This window comes from Moraxella sp. I5G, assembly GCF_055193055.1.
In genome coordinates this window covers 69,092-84,479 of record NZ_JBUXLH010000004.1, presented here as the reverse complement: position 1 = coordinate 84,479, position 15,388 = coordinate 69,092, and the positions used below count along the sequence as shown (strand labels likewise).

14 protein-coding genes are annotated in these 15,388 nt (G+C 38.3%); 5 read left to right on the top strand and 9 right to left on the bottom strand.

The genetic code is table 11. The annotated features are described in order from the left end of the window. The first annotated feature begins 66 nt into the window (after window positions 1–66). Together ACZBKJ_RS03410 and ACZBKJ_RS03405 are read left to right on the top strand one after the other, a co-directional pair. Window positions 67–1,383 (top strand): AAA family ATPase, encoded by a 1,317-nt coding sequence (locus ACZBKJ_RS03410; protein ID WP_463199524.1) that lies wholly within the window; start codon window positions 67–69, stop codon window positions 1,381–1,383. Between the two features lie 4 nt (window positions 1,384–1,387). Further along, window positions 1,388–2,026, top strand: a complete 639-nt coding sequence (locus ACZBKJ_RS03405) for an RloB family protein (protein ID WP_463199523.1) — start codon at window positions 1,388–1,390, stop codon at window positions 2,024–2,026. Window positions 2,027–2,365: 339 nt separating this feature from the next. Here the strand turns inward: ACZBKJ_RS03405 and ACZBKJ_RS03400 are convergent, their stop codons facing one another. The 6 genes from ACZBKJ_RS03400 to ACZBKJ_RS03375 form a co-directional block, all read right to left on the bottom strand. Next, complete coding sequence (locus ACZBKJ_RS03400; RefSeq protein WP_463199522.1) at window positions 2,366–2,488, bottom strand: hypothetical protein; 123 nt, start codon at window positions 2,486–2,488, stop codon at window positions 2,366–2,368. 8 nt (window positions 2,489–2,496) lie between these two features. Next, window positions 2,497–3,579, bottom strand: coding sequence for an NADH:flavin oxidoreductase/NADH oxidase family protein (locus ACZBKJ_RS03395; RefSeq protein ID WP_463199521.1), 1,083 nt, complete (start codon window positions 3,577–3,579; stop codon window positions 2,497–2,499). Between the two features lie 73 nt (window positions 3,580–3,652). Then, window positions 3,653–3,964, bottom strand: coding sequence for an ArsR/SmtB family transcription factor (locus ACZBKJ_RS03390; protein WP_463199520.1), 312 nt, complete (start codon window positions 3,962–3,964; stop codon window positions 3,653–3,655). A 661-nt stretch (window positions 3,965–4,625) separates the two neighbouring features. Next, window positions 4,626–5,162 (bottom strand): DUF4435 domain-containing protein, encoded by a 537-nt coding sequence (locus ACZBKJ_RS03385; protein WP_463199519.1) that lies wholly within the window; start codon window positions 5,160–5,162, stop codon window positions 4,626–4,628. A 15-nt stretch (window positions 5,163–5,177) separates the two neighbouring features. Next, window positions 5,178–5,423 (bottom strand): AAA family ATPase, encoded by a 246-nt coding sequence (locus ACZBKJ_RS03380; RefSeq protein WP_463199518.1) that lies wholly within the window; start codon window positions 5,421–5,423, stop codon window positions 5,178–5,180. Between the two features lie 322 nt (window positions 5,424–5,745). Then, window positions 5,746–5,922, bottom strand: coding sequence for a hypothetical protein (locus ACZBKJ_RS03375; RefSeq protein WP_463199517.1), 177 nt, complete (start codon window positions 5,920–5,922; stop codon window positions 5,746–5,748). Window positions 5,923–6,332: 410 nt separating this feature from the next. Between ACZBKJ_RS03375 and ACZBKJ_RS03370 the strand changes: the two genes are divergently transcribed. From ACZBKJ_RS03370 to ACZBKJ_RS03360, 3 genes are read left to right on the top strand one after another with little or no spacing between them, the layout of a single operon-like run. Further along, a complete protein-coding gene (locus ACZBKJ_RS03370; protein ID WP_463199516.1) occupies window positions 6,333–6,503 on the top strand; it encodes a nitroreductase family protein in 171 nt (56 codons plus the stop codon). A 57-nt stretch (window positions 6,504–6,560) separates the two neighbouring features. Further along, on the top strand, window positions 6,561–6,788 hold the full coding sequence (locus ACZBKJ_RS03365) for a hypothetical protein (protein ID WP_463199515.1): 228 nt from the start codon (window positions 6,561–6,563) through the stop codon (window positions 6,786–6,788). Next, window positions 6,785–6,997 carry a nitroreductase family protein gene (locus ACZBKJ_RS03360; RefSeq protein ID WP_463199514.1) on the top strand — a complete coding sequence of 71 codons (213 nt, stop codon included), beginning with the start codon at window positions 6,785–6,787 and terminating at the stop codon, window positions 6,995–6,997. Before ACZBKJ_RS03365 ends, ACZBKJ_RS03360 begins: the two co-directional genes overlap by 4 nt. Before the next feature lie 50 nt (window positions 6,998–7,047). Here ACZBKJ_RS03360 and ACZBKJ_RS03355 read toward each other — a convergent pair whose 3' ends face one another. From ACZBKJ_RS03355 to ACZBKJ_RS03345, 3 genes are all read right to left on the bottom strand, one after another. Continuing rightward, a complete protein-coding gene (locus tag ACZBKJ_RS03355; protein WP_463199513.1) occupies window positions 7,048–8,448 on the bottom strand; it encodes a hypothetical protein in 1,401 nt (466 codons plus the stop codon). Further along, window positions 8,445–13,421 (bottom strand): AAA domain-containing protein, encoded by a 4,977-nt coding sequence (locus ACZBKJ_RS03350; protein WP_463199512.1) that lies wholly within the window; start codon window positions 13,419–13,421, stop codon window positions 8,445–8,447. The genes ACZBKJ_RS03355 and ACZBKJ_RS03350 overlap by 4 nt, the downstream gene beginning before the upstream one ends. Window positions 13,422–13,742: 321 nt before the next feature. Beyond that, complete coding sequence (locus ACZBKJ_RS03345) at window positions 13,743–15,377, bottom strand: phosphoethanolamine transferase (protein WP_463199511.1); 1,635 nt, start codon at window positions 15,375–15,377, stop codon at window positions 13,743–13,745. Window positions 15,378–15,388: the final 11 nt, after the last annotated feature.

The following is a 15,388-nucleotide window of genomic DNA, read 5'->3' as shown; positions in this document are numbered from 1 at the left end:
AAACGGTATAATGTGCGAAAAATAGGTATTTTTTTCCTAAAAACAAAGCAAAATAGGTAACCAACTATGTTAATCCAATTTTCTGTTGAAAATTATCGTTCAATCAAACAAGAACAGACGCTTTCGTTAGTTCGTAATTCAGGAACGGAAATGCCGGACAACTATTTTGACAGTAATGCGCCCGCTACACCGTCTTTATTAAAATCTGCCGTTATTTATGGAGCCAACGCATCAGGTAAATCCAATGTAATCAAAGCATTATATTCAATGATTCAAATTCTTTCGCATTCCTTCAATAAGAAAGAGAAAGAACCAATCAGAACTGAATTTTTTCTTTTTGATGAAACATACAAAAACAATCCAACACATTATGACATTTCATTTGTTGTGGATTTACCCAATGATGAAGGTAGTTTGCAACCTACTAGAGTGGATTATGGCTTTATTGCTGACGACAAAAAAATCCATGAAGAATGGTTAAGTGTCTATCCAAAAGGTCGCGAACAAAACTGGTATTCCCGTGAGTATAACCAGCAGACCGAAAGCTACGATTGGAAAATGTCTGATTATTTCAAAGGCGAAAGAGTGAGCTGGAGAAATCAAACCAGACCAGATCAGCTATTCTTATCTAGTGCAGCACATTTAAATAGTGAACAAATCAAACCTATTTTTCATAGCCTCATCAATAGAATTCCAATTATTAGCACAGATAGAATCAGCAATGAGATGGCAAAAAAGCAATGTAAAAAATCTGAAAAAGATAAAAAGATCATGATTCAGTTATTGCGTTCTGCAGGTATCGAATTAGATGATATTGTTTTTGAAAAGCTTAAAGTAAATTTTGAAGAACTTCCTGATGATATTCCTGATTTCATTAAAGAGGAAATACTGCAAGATTTACAACAGCGCATCATCGCCCAACACGAGACTTTTTTTGTATATTTGGATAATGAAAATAAACCACAAAAAATAAATTTAAGAGACGAATCAGATGGTACGCAAAAATTATTTGAATTTTCAGGATTGATTCTGGCAGTTTTGCATAATGGCGATACTTTGGTTATTGATGAATTAAATAAAAGCCTGCATCCTGATCTGGTTAGATTCTTGGTTAAACTATTCAATTCCCCAATTAACCAAAGAAATGCCCAGCTTATTTTTACAACACATGAAACATCTGTGTTAAGGAAAAATCTATTACGTCGGGATCAAATTTGGTTTTGTGAAAAAAATAAGGATAGATCAACAATGCTTTATCCATTAACGGATTTTAAACCGCATATCAATCGTGAAGATATTGAAGAATATTATTTGAGCGGTAAATATGGGGCAAAACCTATTTTCCAAGACTTTAATTTCCCATTCTCTTTTTGGGAGGATTAAGGCTATGGCAAAACGGAAAGCTCGAGATTTATCCCGTAAAGCACCAAAACGAGAAGCTTATAAAACCATTTTGATCGTTTGCGAAGGTGAGAAAACAGAAAAACTTTATTTTGAAGACTTGATTTCTACTGAAAACCTTTCTTCGGTAAATGTTCAAGTTTATTCTGGACGTGGTTCTGATCCTAAATCAGTGGTTGAAACTGCTATTGAAGAAAAAGATAAGCAAAGTCAACATTTAGAATTTGATGAAGTTTATTGTGTCATTGATAGAGATGCGCATCAAACCTTTGATGATGCCAAAAAGTTGGCAAAGGGACACAATATAAATTTGATTGTATCTTACCCAAGTTTTGAATATTGGTATCTTTGCCATTTTAAATATTCTCGCGCACCTATTATGAAAACAGTCGATAAAAGTGCTGGTGATAATTGTGTTGCTTTACTTAATAAAGAATGGAACGAAAAATTTTCAATGAATTACAATAAGGCGCGGCAAGGTGTTTATAAGGTTCTATTACCTTATATAGAAACAGCAATAGCAAACTCAAGAAGGGCTATTAGAGAAGCAAAAATAGATAGAGAGTCCAATCCATCTACCGCAGTTCATGTCTTGGTTAATGAGTTAAGGAAAATTAAGCAGTAATCTTATGAGAAACCACTAACCTCCTTGCGGTGCTCCCGTCGCCGGTCATCACGCGAGTGATTGCTGATTTGGAAAGCTATTTGGACGGGCTTTGTTTAATCGCAGCACACGCCAATTGCAGCTGACGAATTTTAGCGAACAATTTTGCCGCAAGTACAAGCCTTGTTACAGCAAAGCGAACAGTTTTTCACCTTTTCCAGGCAACAAAGACGCTACTACGAACCCTCACCCAAACACAACTTTGCCATCGGCGTAAACGCGAAAGCAGCCTGCACTTTGTTGATTGAAGTGCAGGCTGCTTTCAGGTAGCCCATTCCAAACAGTGTTTCAAGTGGTTTATCAAGCCCTGCCCGTACTCAAACCCGCCTTGCCGTTTTCCCACAAAGTTTTCAGCAATACCTTCCACGCCGACAATTTGGGATTGGGCTGTTTGCCTTGTCCGATCAAATCCATTTGCGTCATATACCAGTTCATTTCCAGCATCGCGCCCGCTTTTTTATCAACCAACGCCACGCCCCCGTTTGGATGCGGTCGGTTTGTACGGTTTGATAAGTGCCGTTTTGCATTTTGTTTGCCAAATCAGGTACTAAGGCAAACGGGCGTGCGACGCCGACCAAATCCAAATGGCCGCTGGATAAGGCATCTTCCATGGCGGTTTGCGAACGGAATCCGCCGGTAATAATCAGCGGGGCTTGGCTGACTGCACGGGCTTTTTCGGCGTAATCGATGAAGAAGGCTTCGCGTTTGCGGGTGCTGTCTTTGGCGGCGAGCATTTGCGGGCTTTCGTAGTTGCCACCGGAAACTTCAATAAAATCAATGCCCATTTCTGATAACTTTTGTACCACTTGCACCGATTCGCTTTCATCAAAACCGCCTTTTTGGAAATCTGCCGAATTGAGTTTTACACCGACCAAGAAATCTTTGCCCACGGCAGCGCGGATGGCGGTGTAGGTTTCCAAAAGGAAGCGCATACGGTTTTCCAAGCTGCCGCCCCATTGGTCTTGGCGGCGGTTGTGGTGCGGCGAGAGGAATTGGCTGATGAGACAGCCGTGTGCAGCGTGAATTTGTACGCCTGAAAAGCCTGCCTGTTCGGCAATTTTCGCGGTTTGTACGAATTGCTGAATCAGCCCGTTGATTTCATCGGCAGTCAATTCGCGCGGCGGGTTGATAAAGCCGTCCATACCCACCAACGGCACGGCGCTCGGCGCAAGTGGGGTTTTATTGATCACCGCAGGCGACTGTTTGCCCGCATGGTTGATTTGCATGATGAGCAGCGTGTCGTTTTGCGTGCCGGCTTTCGCCCATTTTTTCAGCATCTCAAGGCTACTGTCGTCTGAAATCACCACATCGTTTATCGAACCCTTGCCGCTTTCGGCGACCATCACATTGCCCGTCACCAAAACGCCCGCGCCGCCTTGCGCCCAAGTGCCGTAAAGGCGGGTGAGTTTTTCAGACGGCTGGTCGTTTTGGGCAAGTTGCTCTTCCATGGCGGATTTGAAGATACGGTTTTTAGCGGTTTTGCCGTTTTGAAAAGTGAATGGCGTGAATAACATAATCGTTCCTTTAAGTTGATAAGTTTAAAAATGTAAACGTATTTGGGTAAAAATAAAGGGTTAACGGATAACCCTATTTTGAAAGCGGGCAATTTTGTGCCATCAAATCGGCAAGCTGTTTCAACCTCGTCACCGCATCCGCCATGGCAATACTGTAAAACCGCTCTTTTCCGACCTGTTCCACCGCCACCGCACCGGCTTGCAGCATGATTTTCAAATGATGCGACACCGCAGGGCGCGACAGATGTAGATGCTCGGTCAGCTCATTCACATTCATCTTGCCATGTTCCCACAGCACGCGCAGGATTTGATGGCGGTTTTCATCGCTCAACACGGTAAAAATGGGAATGCACTCGCGCATTAAATTCATGGTTTGTTGCGGCATATTCGGTTTATTGAGTTCATATGTTTAAAAACTTAAACGTATTTTATCGGGAACGATGGGGAATGTCAAAGGGAATTTTCAGAAGGTGGTTTTTTAGCGCTCCATTCGGGGCAACTGGTCGAGCTGTTACCCGAGTACTCCATTACTTACGATCCGCTTTACCTTTATTACCCCAGCCGCCGCGGGCATTTGAATGTATTCAAGTTGATTGTTGATACGCTAAAGGTAAAAGCCGTCTGAAATTTCAGACGGTCTTTTTCGTAATAAAGAGCGGTCAAATTTTTAAGTATTTTGCAAATTATCTTAAAAATTCAACCGCCAATCTTCATCTAAATTAATTCAGGTAAAACAGATTTGACAGCTTGCAATAGACTATTATTGGGTGCTTTAAGTTGTCGCATTAACAAGCCTTCAAAATTAGATTTACTGGTACCCATTAATATAGAAGCTGTTTTTGCCAGTAAACCTTTATTTTCATAAATATATAGCAATCCATCTATGTTTTCATTATCAATACATTTTGAATTTCATTTTTCATTTCAGAAATCCATTCATTGATTTTAGAATTGGTTAAAGCAGATACTGCTGAAATTAGTTTATCTTTCATTTCATCGCAATTCTTCGTATCTGATAAATCAATTCTTTTTAGGTAAGTATCAATTTATCTATGAATTCTCTGAACAACAAACTTCTCAAATTTATCACCCGATAACTCATTTCTTATATAACTGAGTAATTCAGTGTTAAATTGTTCTTGTTTATTAGTTAATTCATTATCAGTAAAACCTACTATTTTTAATACTTCATGTGCGACAGAGGGAGGGCTAAATATATTTTCAATTTCAGAATACTGGAGTACTTTGATACCTTTTTCTTCCAAATCTTGTATTTGAGAGCTATCACGTGTATCTCTATCTACAATCTCTGCGCACTTTATATTTAATATAGGCATATCTTCATTTAATTTTCGTAATGATGAAACAGCCTGAATAACATCTTTGCAAGATCCTTTAGGTATAACTGACCATTCAGGATAACAAAGACGATAGGTTTCCATATCCAAACTTGTTTTTTCTCCCTCTACAAATAGAATGGGTTTTCTGCTACCTAAAATCAAAGTGATCGTTTGCTCATCAACTTCGCTATCTGGAATTTCTGAAACATCCCAAGCAGGATCAGAATAATAATTACGAATCACATATTTTTTTGCAACTCACGTTGCTGCAAATTCAATATCATGCGTAATCATCAAAAAAGAGCAATCAGGACGTAATTTTTCAATTTCATCCCATAAATTAGAAATGATTGATTTATGAATATGTAATTCCGGTTCATCAAAAATTAAAATAGATCCTTCATTTGCGGAAAGTACCTGACCTAAAATATAAAAAACGGCACGCTCTCCATCACTCATCTCTGAAGCAGAATAGTCAGCACTTTCAATACTGGTAGAAGACACTCTTATATCATCTGCTGTTATACGCAGTTTTTAGTCGGTAATAATCTTTCCCATACTTCTTGTAAAATGTCTAATTTAGTTTTGCTATTGGTAATTTCTTCACCACGCTTGCGTTTTTGGTGATTTTCAACAGCAAGATTATTTTGTTGAGCAAATAAATATTGGAGAAGATAGTCGAAATCATTAAGCAGGCTAGTAGAAGCTTTGTCCCCCCATCTTCGTCCTGCCCTATGATAAATTGATATGTTATCCCATGCGTCACCATAAGTTAAATATCTCTTAGCTTTTAATTCCGAGATTTTAGCTACATTGGGATTTAAACTTAACGCTCTATGCGCTGCAATTCGATGCGCTTTTCTCCTAACTGTTCTTCTAAATATACAGCAAGACGAGTTTTACCAGAGCCTTTTGCACCAATAATAATTGTTGTTTTTCCAGCTTCTAGAGTTAATTCTAAATTTGAATTGTCTTTTCTGGGGATATTTACATTACACATCATTTTTCCTTTTTTAAACTAAGATGGAATCTGTAATTAGATTTGTTTAAATAGAACAAGCATACAGCGGCACATTCACTAGCCAATCCTGTTCTCGATAGTCTGCCATGGACAAGCGAATTGCTTGCTCAGGCTGAAATTGTTCTGCATACACTTTCAAACTTTTCGCTTTTAAATTTTTTCTGCTTTGATTTCAATTGAGATAGCAGTTCTCAGACTACCTATTAAAAGCATATTTTTGGCAGTCAATTCGAGCAGTTCCTGTTTCCATTGGGTAACGGCACGGGCAGGGCATCAGTGTGTTCAGTCATGATTTTCATTCAGTTTTTAAATTCCTACTATTTTATCTTGATTTCAAGCTAATCTCTATTTATATTTAGCTTGAAGTCAAGATAACTCAACTGGAGAAAGCCATGCTTGTCGATAAACAAACCGTTTTGAACGCCTTCCATTTCCGCCACGCCCGCAAAAGTTATGACGCGGCGAAGAAAATCTCTGCCGATGATTTTACTTATATTTTGGAAACTGCGCGCCTGTCGCCCAGTTCGTTCGGGCTGGAATCTTGGCGGTTTTGGGTGGTGTAAAACCGTACTCTGCGCGAAGAGTTTCGCGGCATCGCATGGGGCGCGGCGGAAAAAATTATGGATTGCAGCCATTTTGTGATTTTGTTGGCGCGTACGCAGGCTGCCATGCAGGCGGATTATCAAGAAAAAATCTGGGGCGGTGTGCATGGGATGCCGTCTGAAACCGTTGAAATGATGCAAGGTTTTTTAACCAGTTTGCCGAAACCGATTTTGCCATTGCCAATGATCCGCGTGCATTTAACGACTGGGCGTCCAAGTAAACCTATATTACGTTGGCGAGTATGATGACCGCTGCCGCGTTGATTGGTGTGGATTCCACGCCGATGGAAGGCTTTCAAAAAGAAAATGTGGAAAAGCTGCTGTCGGAGAAAGGCTTAATCAACCTTGACGAATACCGTGTCAGCGTCATGGCGGCGTTTGGCTATCGCACAGGCGAACCCAAGCGCGCTAAAACGCGGCAGGCGGTGGAAGATGTTGTTGGTTGGGCTGAATAAACATTGAAAAAGCAGCCCACATACTTAAAAACAGGATGTAGGTTGTTTTTTTATTGTGATAATAAACCAAAGTCTTTTTGTCTTATTTCATCTTCATCTCTATCAGGGAATAGGGCAGAATTTAGATAATTTTTAGCCAATCTTATAATATGATTTACTTTTTTAATATCGGTAGTCATAAACCCGATAGGCAATGTCACAGGATAAGAAGATAGTTTTGCGTGATAACAAACTACAGCAAATTTATCTTCTAGAAATAGAATTTCAGTATTTCCATCTAAAAAACCTTCACAGAATCCGTAAAGTACTTTATCTGATATATCTCTAAATTGATTTAGCCATTCTTGTTTTTCATGCTGATTTCGTTCGGAAGGCAAAGGTAAGTACAGGTGAAAATCATAGCCATTTTTTTGTTTATCTATTAAATTTTGAATTTTGTCATGAATTTTCCGTTGTTTTCCCCAGTAAATATCGCTTGGAGCCAACCAATAGAGTTTTTTAGGTGATTTTTTGTTTAAGTTATCTAAAATTTTATTGATTTGTTCGAACAAGGTTTCTTGATGATAAATTTGTCCTAAAAAATACAAGCCATTTTGTTGTTCATGCTCCTGATAAACTTTTAAAAATTCGTTAAAGTCTAATGTTCCGCCGAATAGCACTTTTAAAGTATCGTCATCACTAATTTCTGCCATACTATTACGCAGTTCACGCAAATTATCATGACGATAAAATTTCTCCAGTTGTGCAGTAATGGCTTGCTGAATATTTTCTTGATGAGTAATTATCGGCACATCATTGCGTTCTTTAGCTTGTCCTGTTTCAGGCAGCAATTCAAATTGTTGCGTGAAACGGAAATAATCAGGCGCACCTTTGGGTTCAATAACATCAATTTTATATAGTGAAATATCCTTTTCAATTTCACCTACTTCATTTTTAACTTCAACAATTTCATCTTCTATTAGCTGGCGAAAGCGATTTTGAAATTTTTTTCGTGCAATTTCGCTACTTTCTGATAACACCTTCGGTTCGATGACTAACTCAATCGCGTGTTGACGATTTTTATCACAGTCGTTTTTTTTCAGAAAATTACTATCTAATAATTCCATACGATATTCACCACCACATTCTTTTAAAGTAGGAATATGGGGTGATTCCTGATTGTCTTGAAACAGTCTCTGCCCTTCTGCCGATAATGCAATCAAGCCGTTATCCTGCCAAATAATCCATTTATTGCTCTCCAAATCAGCAAGGGCAACTTCGGTCTCGTGTTGGCTAAATCCGAAATATTGGGCAATTTGTGCAGGTTTGCATGGCGTTATTTTTAATAAGCGAAGCATATATTCTCGCACAAATGCCACGCCTTTATCGCTCATATACGAAAATACGATACGAAAACGCGGAGCTTTAACCACAAAATCTATTTGATTATAAGGTGTTTTTTGTTCACTCATTTTTTGGCTCCGTTTTTTAATATCTTAATTATGTAATCTTGCGGATTATTTTGCTTTTGTATAAAACGTAAAACTTTTGCCAATGGCGTTTTGCTGTTTTTGGGATGTTCCCACATGGTTTTTGCTCCAACGATAATAAGTTTATCCATAGCTCGAGATAAGGCTACGTTAATACGGTTTGGTAGATGCAAGAAGCCTGTGCTGTAAGTTTTATCATGGCGAGTAAGCGACAAGACAATCACACGGTTTTCTTTACCTTGATAACTGTCCACACTGTCAATTTTAACTAAACGGCGGAAGTCGTCATTCCAACTGCGTTCATTGAATTTTTTACGAATCAGTTTCTTCTGTTCGCCATACATGCAAATTACACCAATGGCTTGTTCGTTTTTCTCTAAACATTTTTGTACAGGTTCACTATTCATAAACGTTTCATCGTTTGCCAAATCTTGTAATATCCCAATAATTACATCGGCTTCGGCACGGTTGGATAAGCTACCGCTTTTGCCTTGCTCATGATACGCATTTGGTAATGAAGTTGTATCTAACCATGTAACGCAGGATTTTATCTTTTCAGGTAGCCTGAAATAAATATTAGGCACATCATTGTCAGTTTTACCGTTTTCCAAAACATTTTCATAAAAGCATGCTGATACCAAACTGCCAATCGCAGGAGCCATGCGGTATTGTGTTTTAAGTGTAGCGCAGGTTTGTTTGCCGTATTCAGATTGAAAAACTCGCTCAAAATCACTGCCTAATGCTTGGTCTAATTCTTCATCACGTTTGGAAATCCCTAACCGGCGGGCAAGTGCGTTTTTATGCTCTTCTGAATACAAAGGCGGTAGTTGCTTATGGTCACCAACTAGCAAAATACGCGTACCAGACTGCATGGCAATCGCCAATTCACTGGAAATAGAACGTGCGGCTTCGTCCACAATCACCCAGTCATAAAGATTATCGGCAATTCCGATATGGCGTTGTCCGATACCTACGCAAGTGCCAATCACAAGCTGACGGGAACGAGCCAAAAATTCATCATAATTGGTGCGTTCGTTGGATAGGGCTTCCAGCATATCTTGGGTTAAATCAATCAGTTTACCTGCTTGGATATTTTCAATCGGCTGAATATTATGCTTGTGATCCAATTTACTGATAAATTTTGGCAGAATTTCGTCAATTTCAACCAATTCACGTAGCTCCATTGCTTGAGCTTGTTCTTTAATGCTTTTTTCTAATTTTTTGCGTAAGCATTTTTCATCTTCATCAACGGTTTCATCTTTTGATGATTTAACAATTTTTTGATAACGGCGGATTTGCACGCCAATATCAAACGCTAATTCGGCACGTTTACGCAAATAGTCTTCAGGCAGCCCCATGCTACGTCCAAGCTGGCAGATATTGCTAATCTTGTTTACATTTAACTGAGCTCTTTTTTGCCCGACCAAATTGGGTGAAAATACATCTTCCAATATTTCAGAATCGGCAATTTCACGATTACTGAACCGTACCAGTTGCAAATCTGTTCCCAAACGCTGACAGTGTTTACGGATACGTTCGGCAGCAGTATTGACTGCTTCATGTGATTGGCTGACCAGTAGAATATTTCGAACCTTTTGCACATCAAATAAATAATGTACAAATGCGGCAATAAATTCTGTTTTCCCTGTTCCCGGCGGACCTTGTAATAAGGATAATGGTCCATTGGCAATCAAACGCTGAAAGGCAATACGTTGTGCTTCATTAAGGCTTACATTTTTTTCAGGCTGGTCATAGCGTTTAAATTCTTCATCGCTGACATGAATCTCATATTTTTCAGACGGCAAGTTGCAATGTTCATCAAAATAATGCACTAGATTTTTTACCGCACTTTCACCATCTAGAATGCGTTGTAAGGCATTTTTACGGCGTGTATAAGATGCCTTATTCTGCTTACTTTGCAAATAAACAGCTGTATCTGCTTGAATATTATTTACAGAATTGGTCAAACTTTTGGATTTGATGTGTAATTCATTCAATTGACTTTTAGCAATATCTACCACACCATATTTAAAGGTTTTTTCGCCGTCTTCGCTTTTTCCAATAGCCTCAATAATTTCATCTCGCTTAAACTGATCAATCGGATTGATTTCGCCATCATAGGGAATATAAGTTTCGCCGTTTTCGGTTTTTTGTAATACTTCGCTGGCAGTAATAGATGGCAAGGCTTCCGTTTCGGTATCTAAAATAGCTTGCCAAAGTTTTTGAATGTTGGGGCGCTGTTCAATAACCGGTACTGCAATTTCAGCATCAACAATTTCAGTTTCAGAAACTTCAAATTTTTCAATAAGTTCTTCTTCGGGTTGTTTGGAAATATGTTTAGTAATAAATTGGTTGATGGTATGGATAAACTGCTCGTTAGTTTTTAGTGAATGATTTAGTACAGTCATTTCACTATAAGAATCATAAGTAATGTTTAAGCCCAGCGTTAGGCTCATTACACTATTATCTCTATCTCTCTTACTGATGTAATCACGGTTGATTGGAGCTAACGCATGAGTAAATTGTTTATCTTCTACTGAATAAAATGCTTTTAATACACCGCCCAAACCGATAAATTGCACCAGTACATCACCTTGCTTGCTCTTTTCAAATTGAACAAACAATTCACCATTTTCAGGGTAAATTGCAATTGGTGAAAAAGACTCGCGCCCGCCCACTGTAATATCAATCATTGGCGTAGCCGGTTTGGGAACGAGTGCTTCTTTAAAACGTGCTAATGAAATGAACGCAGTTTGGCTATCTGAATACTCTTGCTGTATCACTTCAGCAACTTCAGCAAAACTTTCAGACGACCTATTCCATTCAACGCCCAATAATTCGCACGCCATTTTCATCACGGCAAAATTATCGCGTTGTTTCTCGGTAGGGTGGTCAAATTCCGGCGAATATTCAGTATTGAACTGACTTTGCCCGCTTGAAGAAAAATCCAATATGTCCAAAATATACAGCCGATCAGAATCATCATCGATTGCTACCAGCACATTGTCAGGTTTCAAATCGCCATGCGTGAAACCCAAACTGTGCAAATGCTCAATATTTTGAATAAATTGATGAATAAGAACCTGTTTTTGCTCATCCGACAAATCAAGTTTGCAAATATCTTGCCAAGTATGCCCGTCAATAAAATCACTTGCTGCAAAAAGGCAGCCTGATTTCTTGGCAATACCGAATTCTCGGATTTTCGGTACATAATCAGGCGACAAATTTGCCAGTTTTGCCATATTTTCCAGCCAATTCAAAACTACTCTGGCTTTTGAATTATCATTTTGTGGGTCTGCATTCAGCCATGCTTTAACCAACAAACCATTGGAACAGTAAACTTCTTTCTCACTGGTTTCTACAATAAAATCATCATCTTCACGATAGGCACGGGAATGGTTGATGTCATGTGTGAACGGCTCTAATTTTGTAAAATCAAAAGAAAAATCTACCGCCTGCTCAGGTTTGGCTTGATTAAATTTATCTAAAAAATCCACCGCACTTTTAAAAGGTATATCAGACAATGCCTCACGCAAAATTTCAGCATACCATGCTGTTTCATCCGCTAATTTATTTTTCATTTCATCAAGACTGACCGGTGAAATGCGTTTTGCCTGAATGATATGCCATGCTAAAACTGCCAAAGAACGTACGTCATATTGGTATGGTGTGAGTTTGATGCCGTCTGAAAGTGGAAAATGAGATTTTGCCAAATCGCCAGAGACTTCCAAAATCTCACGAATGTCACCAACCGTTTCCTCAGATGAAAAATAGGCGGTTGCAAACCCCGATAGCGTAATTTTGTCATCTGCCGAGAGCCAAATGCTGTGATTACCCAAATCACGATGGGCAATACCGACTTTGTGTAACTGGGCAAATTTATCCAACAATAATTGCACTAATCCCAAACGGCGTTCCGTGCTTAAATTTTCACCATTGTATCCGCCGACAAATTGGTCAAAACGTTTTTGTTGTGGAAACAGCTCAAATAAATCAATATGTTCCGCAGTGATTTCACCTTTTTGCGGGGTAGATTTGTAATTCAAGCAAGCGTGATACAAGTCTTTATTTTGTAATTTAATATGGTTCAATACATCGTATTCACGGCTGACTAGGCGATAACGCCCGTCAGGTGTTTGAGCTTCGGGACAGTTGATTTTAGTGAAATCCCAACGGCGCAATAAGGCTTGATCTTGGTGCTTTTTGTTTTCGGTTTGAGCTAGATATTCTTGATAAATGTCTTTAGGGTGGGAGAAAATAGCGTTGTCTTCTGCGTAATATCCACCAATACTGATACTTTTAGTTTCGTTTTTATTGGTACAAAAAATTTCATCAAAAATAGAAAAATTCTTATTTAAAGTACAATTATCAGGATATTTGGTGTATGTACCAAATTGCGCGGTAAATTTTTGATTATCAGCCAACTTTAAAAAATCCTCTAAGCTAATAACATTCATTTTTTCCTTGTCAGATAATCTACTAAAATCCGAATTTCCTGTCATAACAACCAAAAATTCAATTTTTGGAATAGGGAATCTTTCCGTAGAGTTGGCAAACTGTCCACGAAATTGTTCTAATTTATTTTTTAACAGGAACATCTTTTTTCGGGTAATTTCAACGGGTGAATGCCCCATATCTTTTTTCCCTTTATACCAACGTAGTCCATTATTGGTAATAGGTTCACCATTCCAATGTTTCAACTCAATAATCAACACATTGCAATGGGTAACAATAACCAAATCAAATTCACTTTCTTTACGTTCTTTTATATCCGCGAAGCGAAAGCCCGAGTATCCTTTCCAAGGGAAAATGGATTTCAAGGATTTTAATGCGTCAAATCCCTGTCCTTTTACTTTCTTGTTATTTTCAGAAGCTTGAAAAGCCTGTTTGATTTTTTCAATGGCCTCAACCTCATGTTGAGTTAAACCGCCGCCCCAATCTTGTATTTTCATCATATTTAATTTTCGTATTGTTTGTATTAGCAAAATAGCTATGTTAAGTTAGTTGTTCTATCATATTTTATTTGTTTTTTAATGTTAGTAAGTTTTTATTTCCCATTTCCTTAAATCCCATTTATTCTGGCTTAAAATTAAATCACTAAAAGCAATTCACAGGTTTTCAATTTTCCCTCATACTCAGCCGCACTACCACCGTTGATATGTTAACTTAGTTAATCGATAAAACCATGACTCTAACAGGGTATAGCGGGCAGTCACGAAAAAGGTCGTCTCATGAGATTTGGACAACCTTTTAGTAGTTTTTATCAAAAATAAACGTTAATGACAATTTGCGATAATATCTAGATTGGCTTGATAATTTTTGACAGTATCGGGATTAACATCACTTAAGCCAATTAATGTATGAAAAATATTGTCGTGTGAATATGGTTTTTGATGATGCTTTTGCAAACAATCAACATTTATTCCTTTGGCTTCTATCCATGTTGGAGAAAGCCACAGCACCATTGGTATTTGAGTTTGATATTTTGGAGCAATTGCATAGGGTGTACCATGAAGATAAATTCCATTTTCACCCAACGATTCGCCGTGATCTGAAGCATAAATTACGCTACTTTTCCAGTCTTGATGTTGTTGCAGGCGCGTAATAATCGCATCAATAAATTGGTCTACATAAACCACACTGTTATCGTAAGTGTTGCGTAATTCTTCGTCATTGCAACGATTGATTTCTTGGGTGTCACATGTTGGTGTAAATAGTCGTTCTTTATCAGTGTAACGCTCAAAATAAGTTGGTCCATGACTACCAATGGTGTGTAATACAACCATGAGGTCATTATTAGATGGCGTGTCTAATATTTTATCCAGTTCAGGCAGCATAATATTATCTAAACACTCGCCATTTGTGCAATAATTTGGTAAGTTTAAATGAATGGTGTTGGTTGTTGGTATGTGTATGCAGACGCCTTTACAATCACTGTTATTTTCAATCCATTGAACTTGCACACCAGCATATTGCAAAGCATCTAGGACGTTGTCTTGGCTTTTTGCTCTAGTTTCATCGTATTGCTCGCGTCCCATGTCAGAAAATAAACAAGGCACCGATAGCGCCGTTGCTGTACCACAACTGCTAACATCTGAAAAATTAATGACTGCTTCTCCGTTTTTTATGCGCTGAGCAAGTTTTGGTGTGGTTTGATTTTTGTAACCATTTAATCCCCAGTTTTGTGCACGAGTTGTTTCACCGAGTATAAAAATAAGCACATTGCGTTTATCATCAGTTTTTTGTAATTTAGCGTCTTTATTGATTGCTAAATAAGGCGTGTTGGCAGCACGCATTTTTTTAATTTTGCTAATGCTTGCAGCAACAAAGTTAGATGGCACAATTAAATGCTTGACAACAAGATGACTGCGAAAAAAGGACGCATAATCTTGATAAAAAATCATTGCCGTGCCACCAATTATCACCAAAGATACCATCAATGCAGCAATGCGTTTTATAATTTCTTGCCACCAAATACTGTATGTGCATTTGACTTTAATATAAAGTATTATTGGTAGTACACCCAAGAACAAAAGCCATGCAACATAACTAAACGATATCATGCGTATACTTTCAGCAGGCGTAGTTTGCAGGACATTGTCGAGCATGTCTTTATCAAAATACACATTAAAAAACACAGAATGATAACTGATTGCTGCGCTGATAAGAAGTAATATTGGTATGATAACCTTATGTAAATAAGGAATAGATAACAGCAAAAACACCCCATAACACAACGCCCACAAGACAATTGGTACGGTGTAAATAAAATAATCACTGATTTTGCCAATTGGTTGATACAGTTCAAATACTGCTCGAAAAAATGCCCAATTTAGCACAAAAGCAAAATAGGCAGAAACAAAGGCAGTTAATTTAATGGGCGACATGCGCCAGTTTTTGGTAAAAAGCATAGCGTCTAAAA

What these genes read in the sequence shown, in the direction of transcription:
- ACZBKJ_RS03345 (WP_463199511.1), bottom strand. Translation starts at nt 15,377, where the DNA reads ATGCTTTTTACCAAAAACTGGCGCATGTCGCCCATTAAATTAACTGCC.
- ACZBKJ_RS03410 (WP_463199524.1), top strand. Translation starts at nt 67, where the DNA reads ATGTTAATCCAATTTTCTGTTGAAAATTATCGTTCAATCAAACAAGAA.
- ACZBKJ_RS03355 (WP_463199513.1), bottom strand. Translation starts at nt 8,448, where the DNA reads ATGAGTGAACAAAAAACACCTTATAATCAAATAGATTTTGTGGTTAAA.
- ACZBKJ_RS03370 (WP_463199516.1), top strand. Translation starts at nt 6,333, where the DNA reads ATGCTTGTCGATAAACAAACCGTTTTGAACGCCTTCCATTTCCGCCAC.
- ACZBKJ_RS03390 (WP_463199520.1), bottom strand. Translation starts at nt 3,964, where the DNA reads ATGCCGCAACAAACCATGAATTTAATGCGCGAGTGCATTCCCATTTTT.
- ACZBKJ_RS03360 (WP_463199514.1), top strand. Translation starts at nt 6,785, where the DNA reads ATGATGACCGCTGCCGCGTTGATTGGTGTGGATTCCACGCCGATGGAA.
- ACZBKJ_RS03365 (WP_463199515.1), top strand. Translation starts at nt 6,561, where the DNA reads ATGGATTGCAGCCATTTTGTGATTTTGTTGGCGCGTACGCAGGCTGCC.
- ACZBKJ_RS03395 (WP_463199521.1), bottom strand. Translation starts at nt 3,579, where the DNA reads ATGTTATTCACGCCATTCACTTTTCAAAACGGCAAAACCGCTAAAAAC.
- ACZBKJ_RS03400 (WP_463199522.1), bottom strand. Translation starts at nt 2,488, where the DNA reads ATGACGCAAATGGATTTGATCGGACAAGGCAAACAGCCCAATCCCAAA.
- ACZBKJ_RS03375 (WP_463199517.1), bottom strand. Translation starts at nt 5,922, where the DNA reads ATGATGTGTAATGTAAATATCCCCAGAAAAGACAATTCAAATTTAGAA.
- ACZBKJ_RS03405 (WP_463199523.1), top strand. Translation starts at nt 1,388, where the DNA reads ATGGCAAAACGGAAAGCTCGAGATTTATCCCGTAAAGCACCAAAACGA.
- ACZBKJ_RS03350 (WP_463199512.1), bottom strand. Translation starts at nt 13,421, where the DNA reads ATGATGAAAATACAAGATTGGGGCGGCGGTTTAACTCAACATGAGGTT.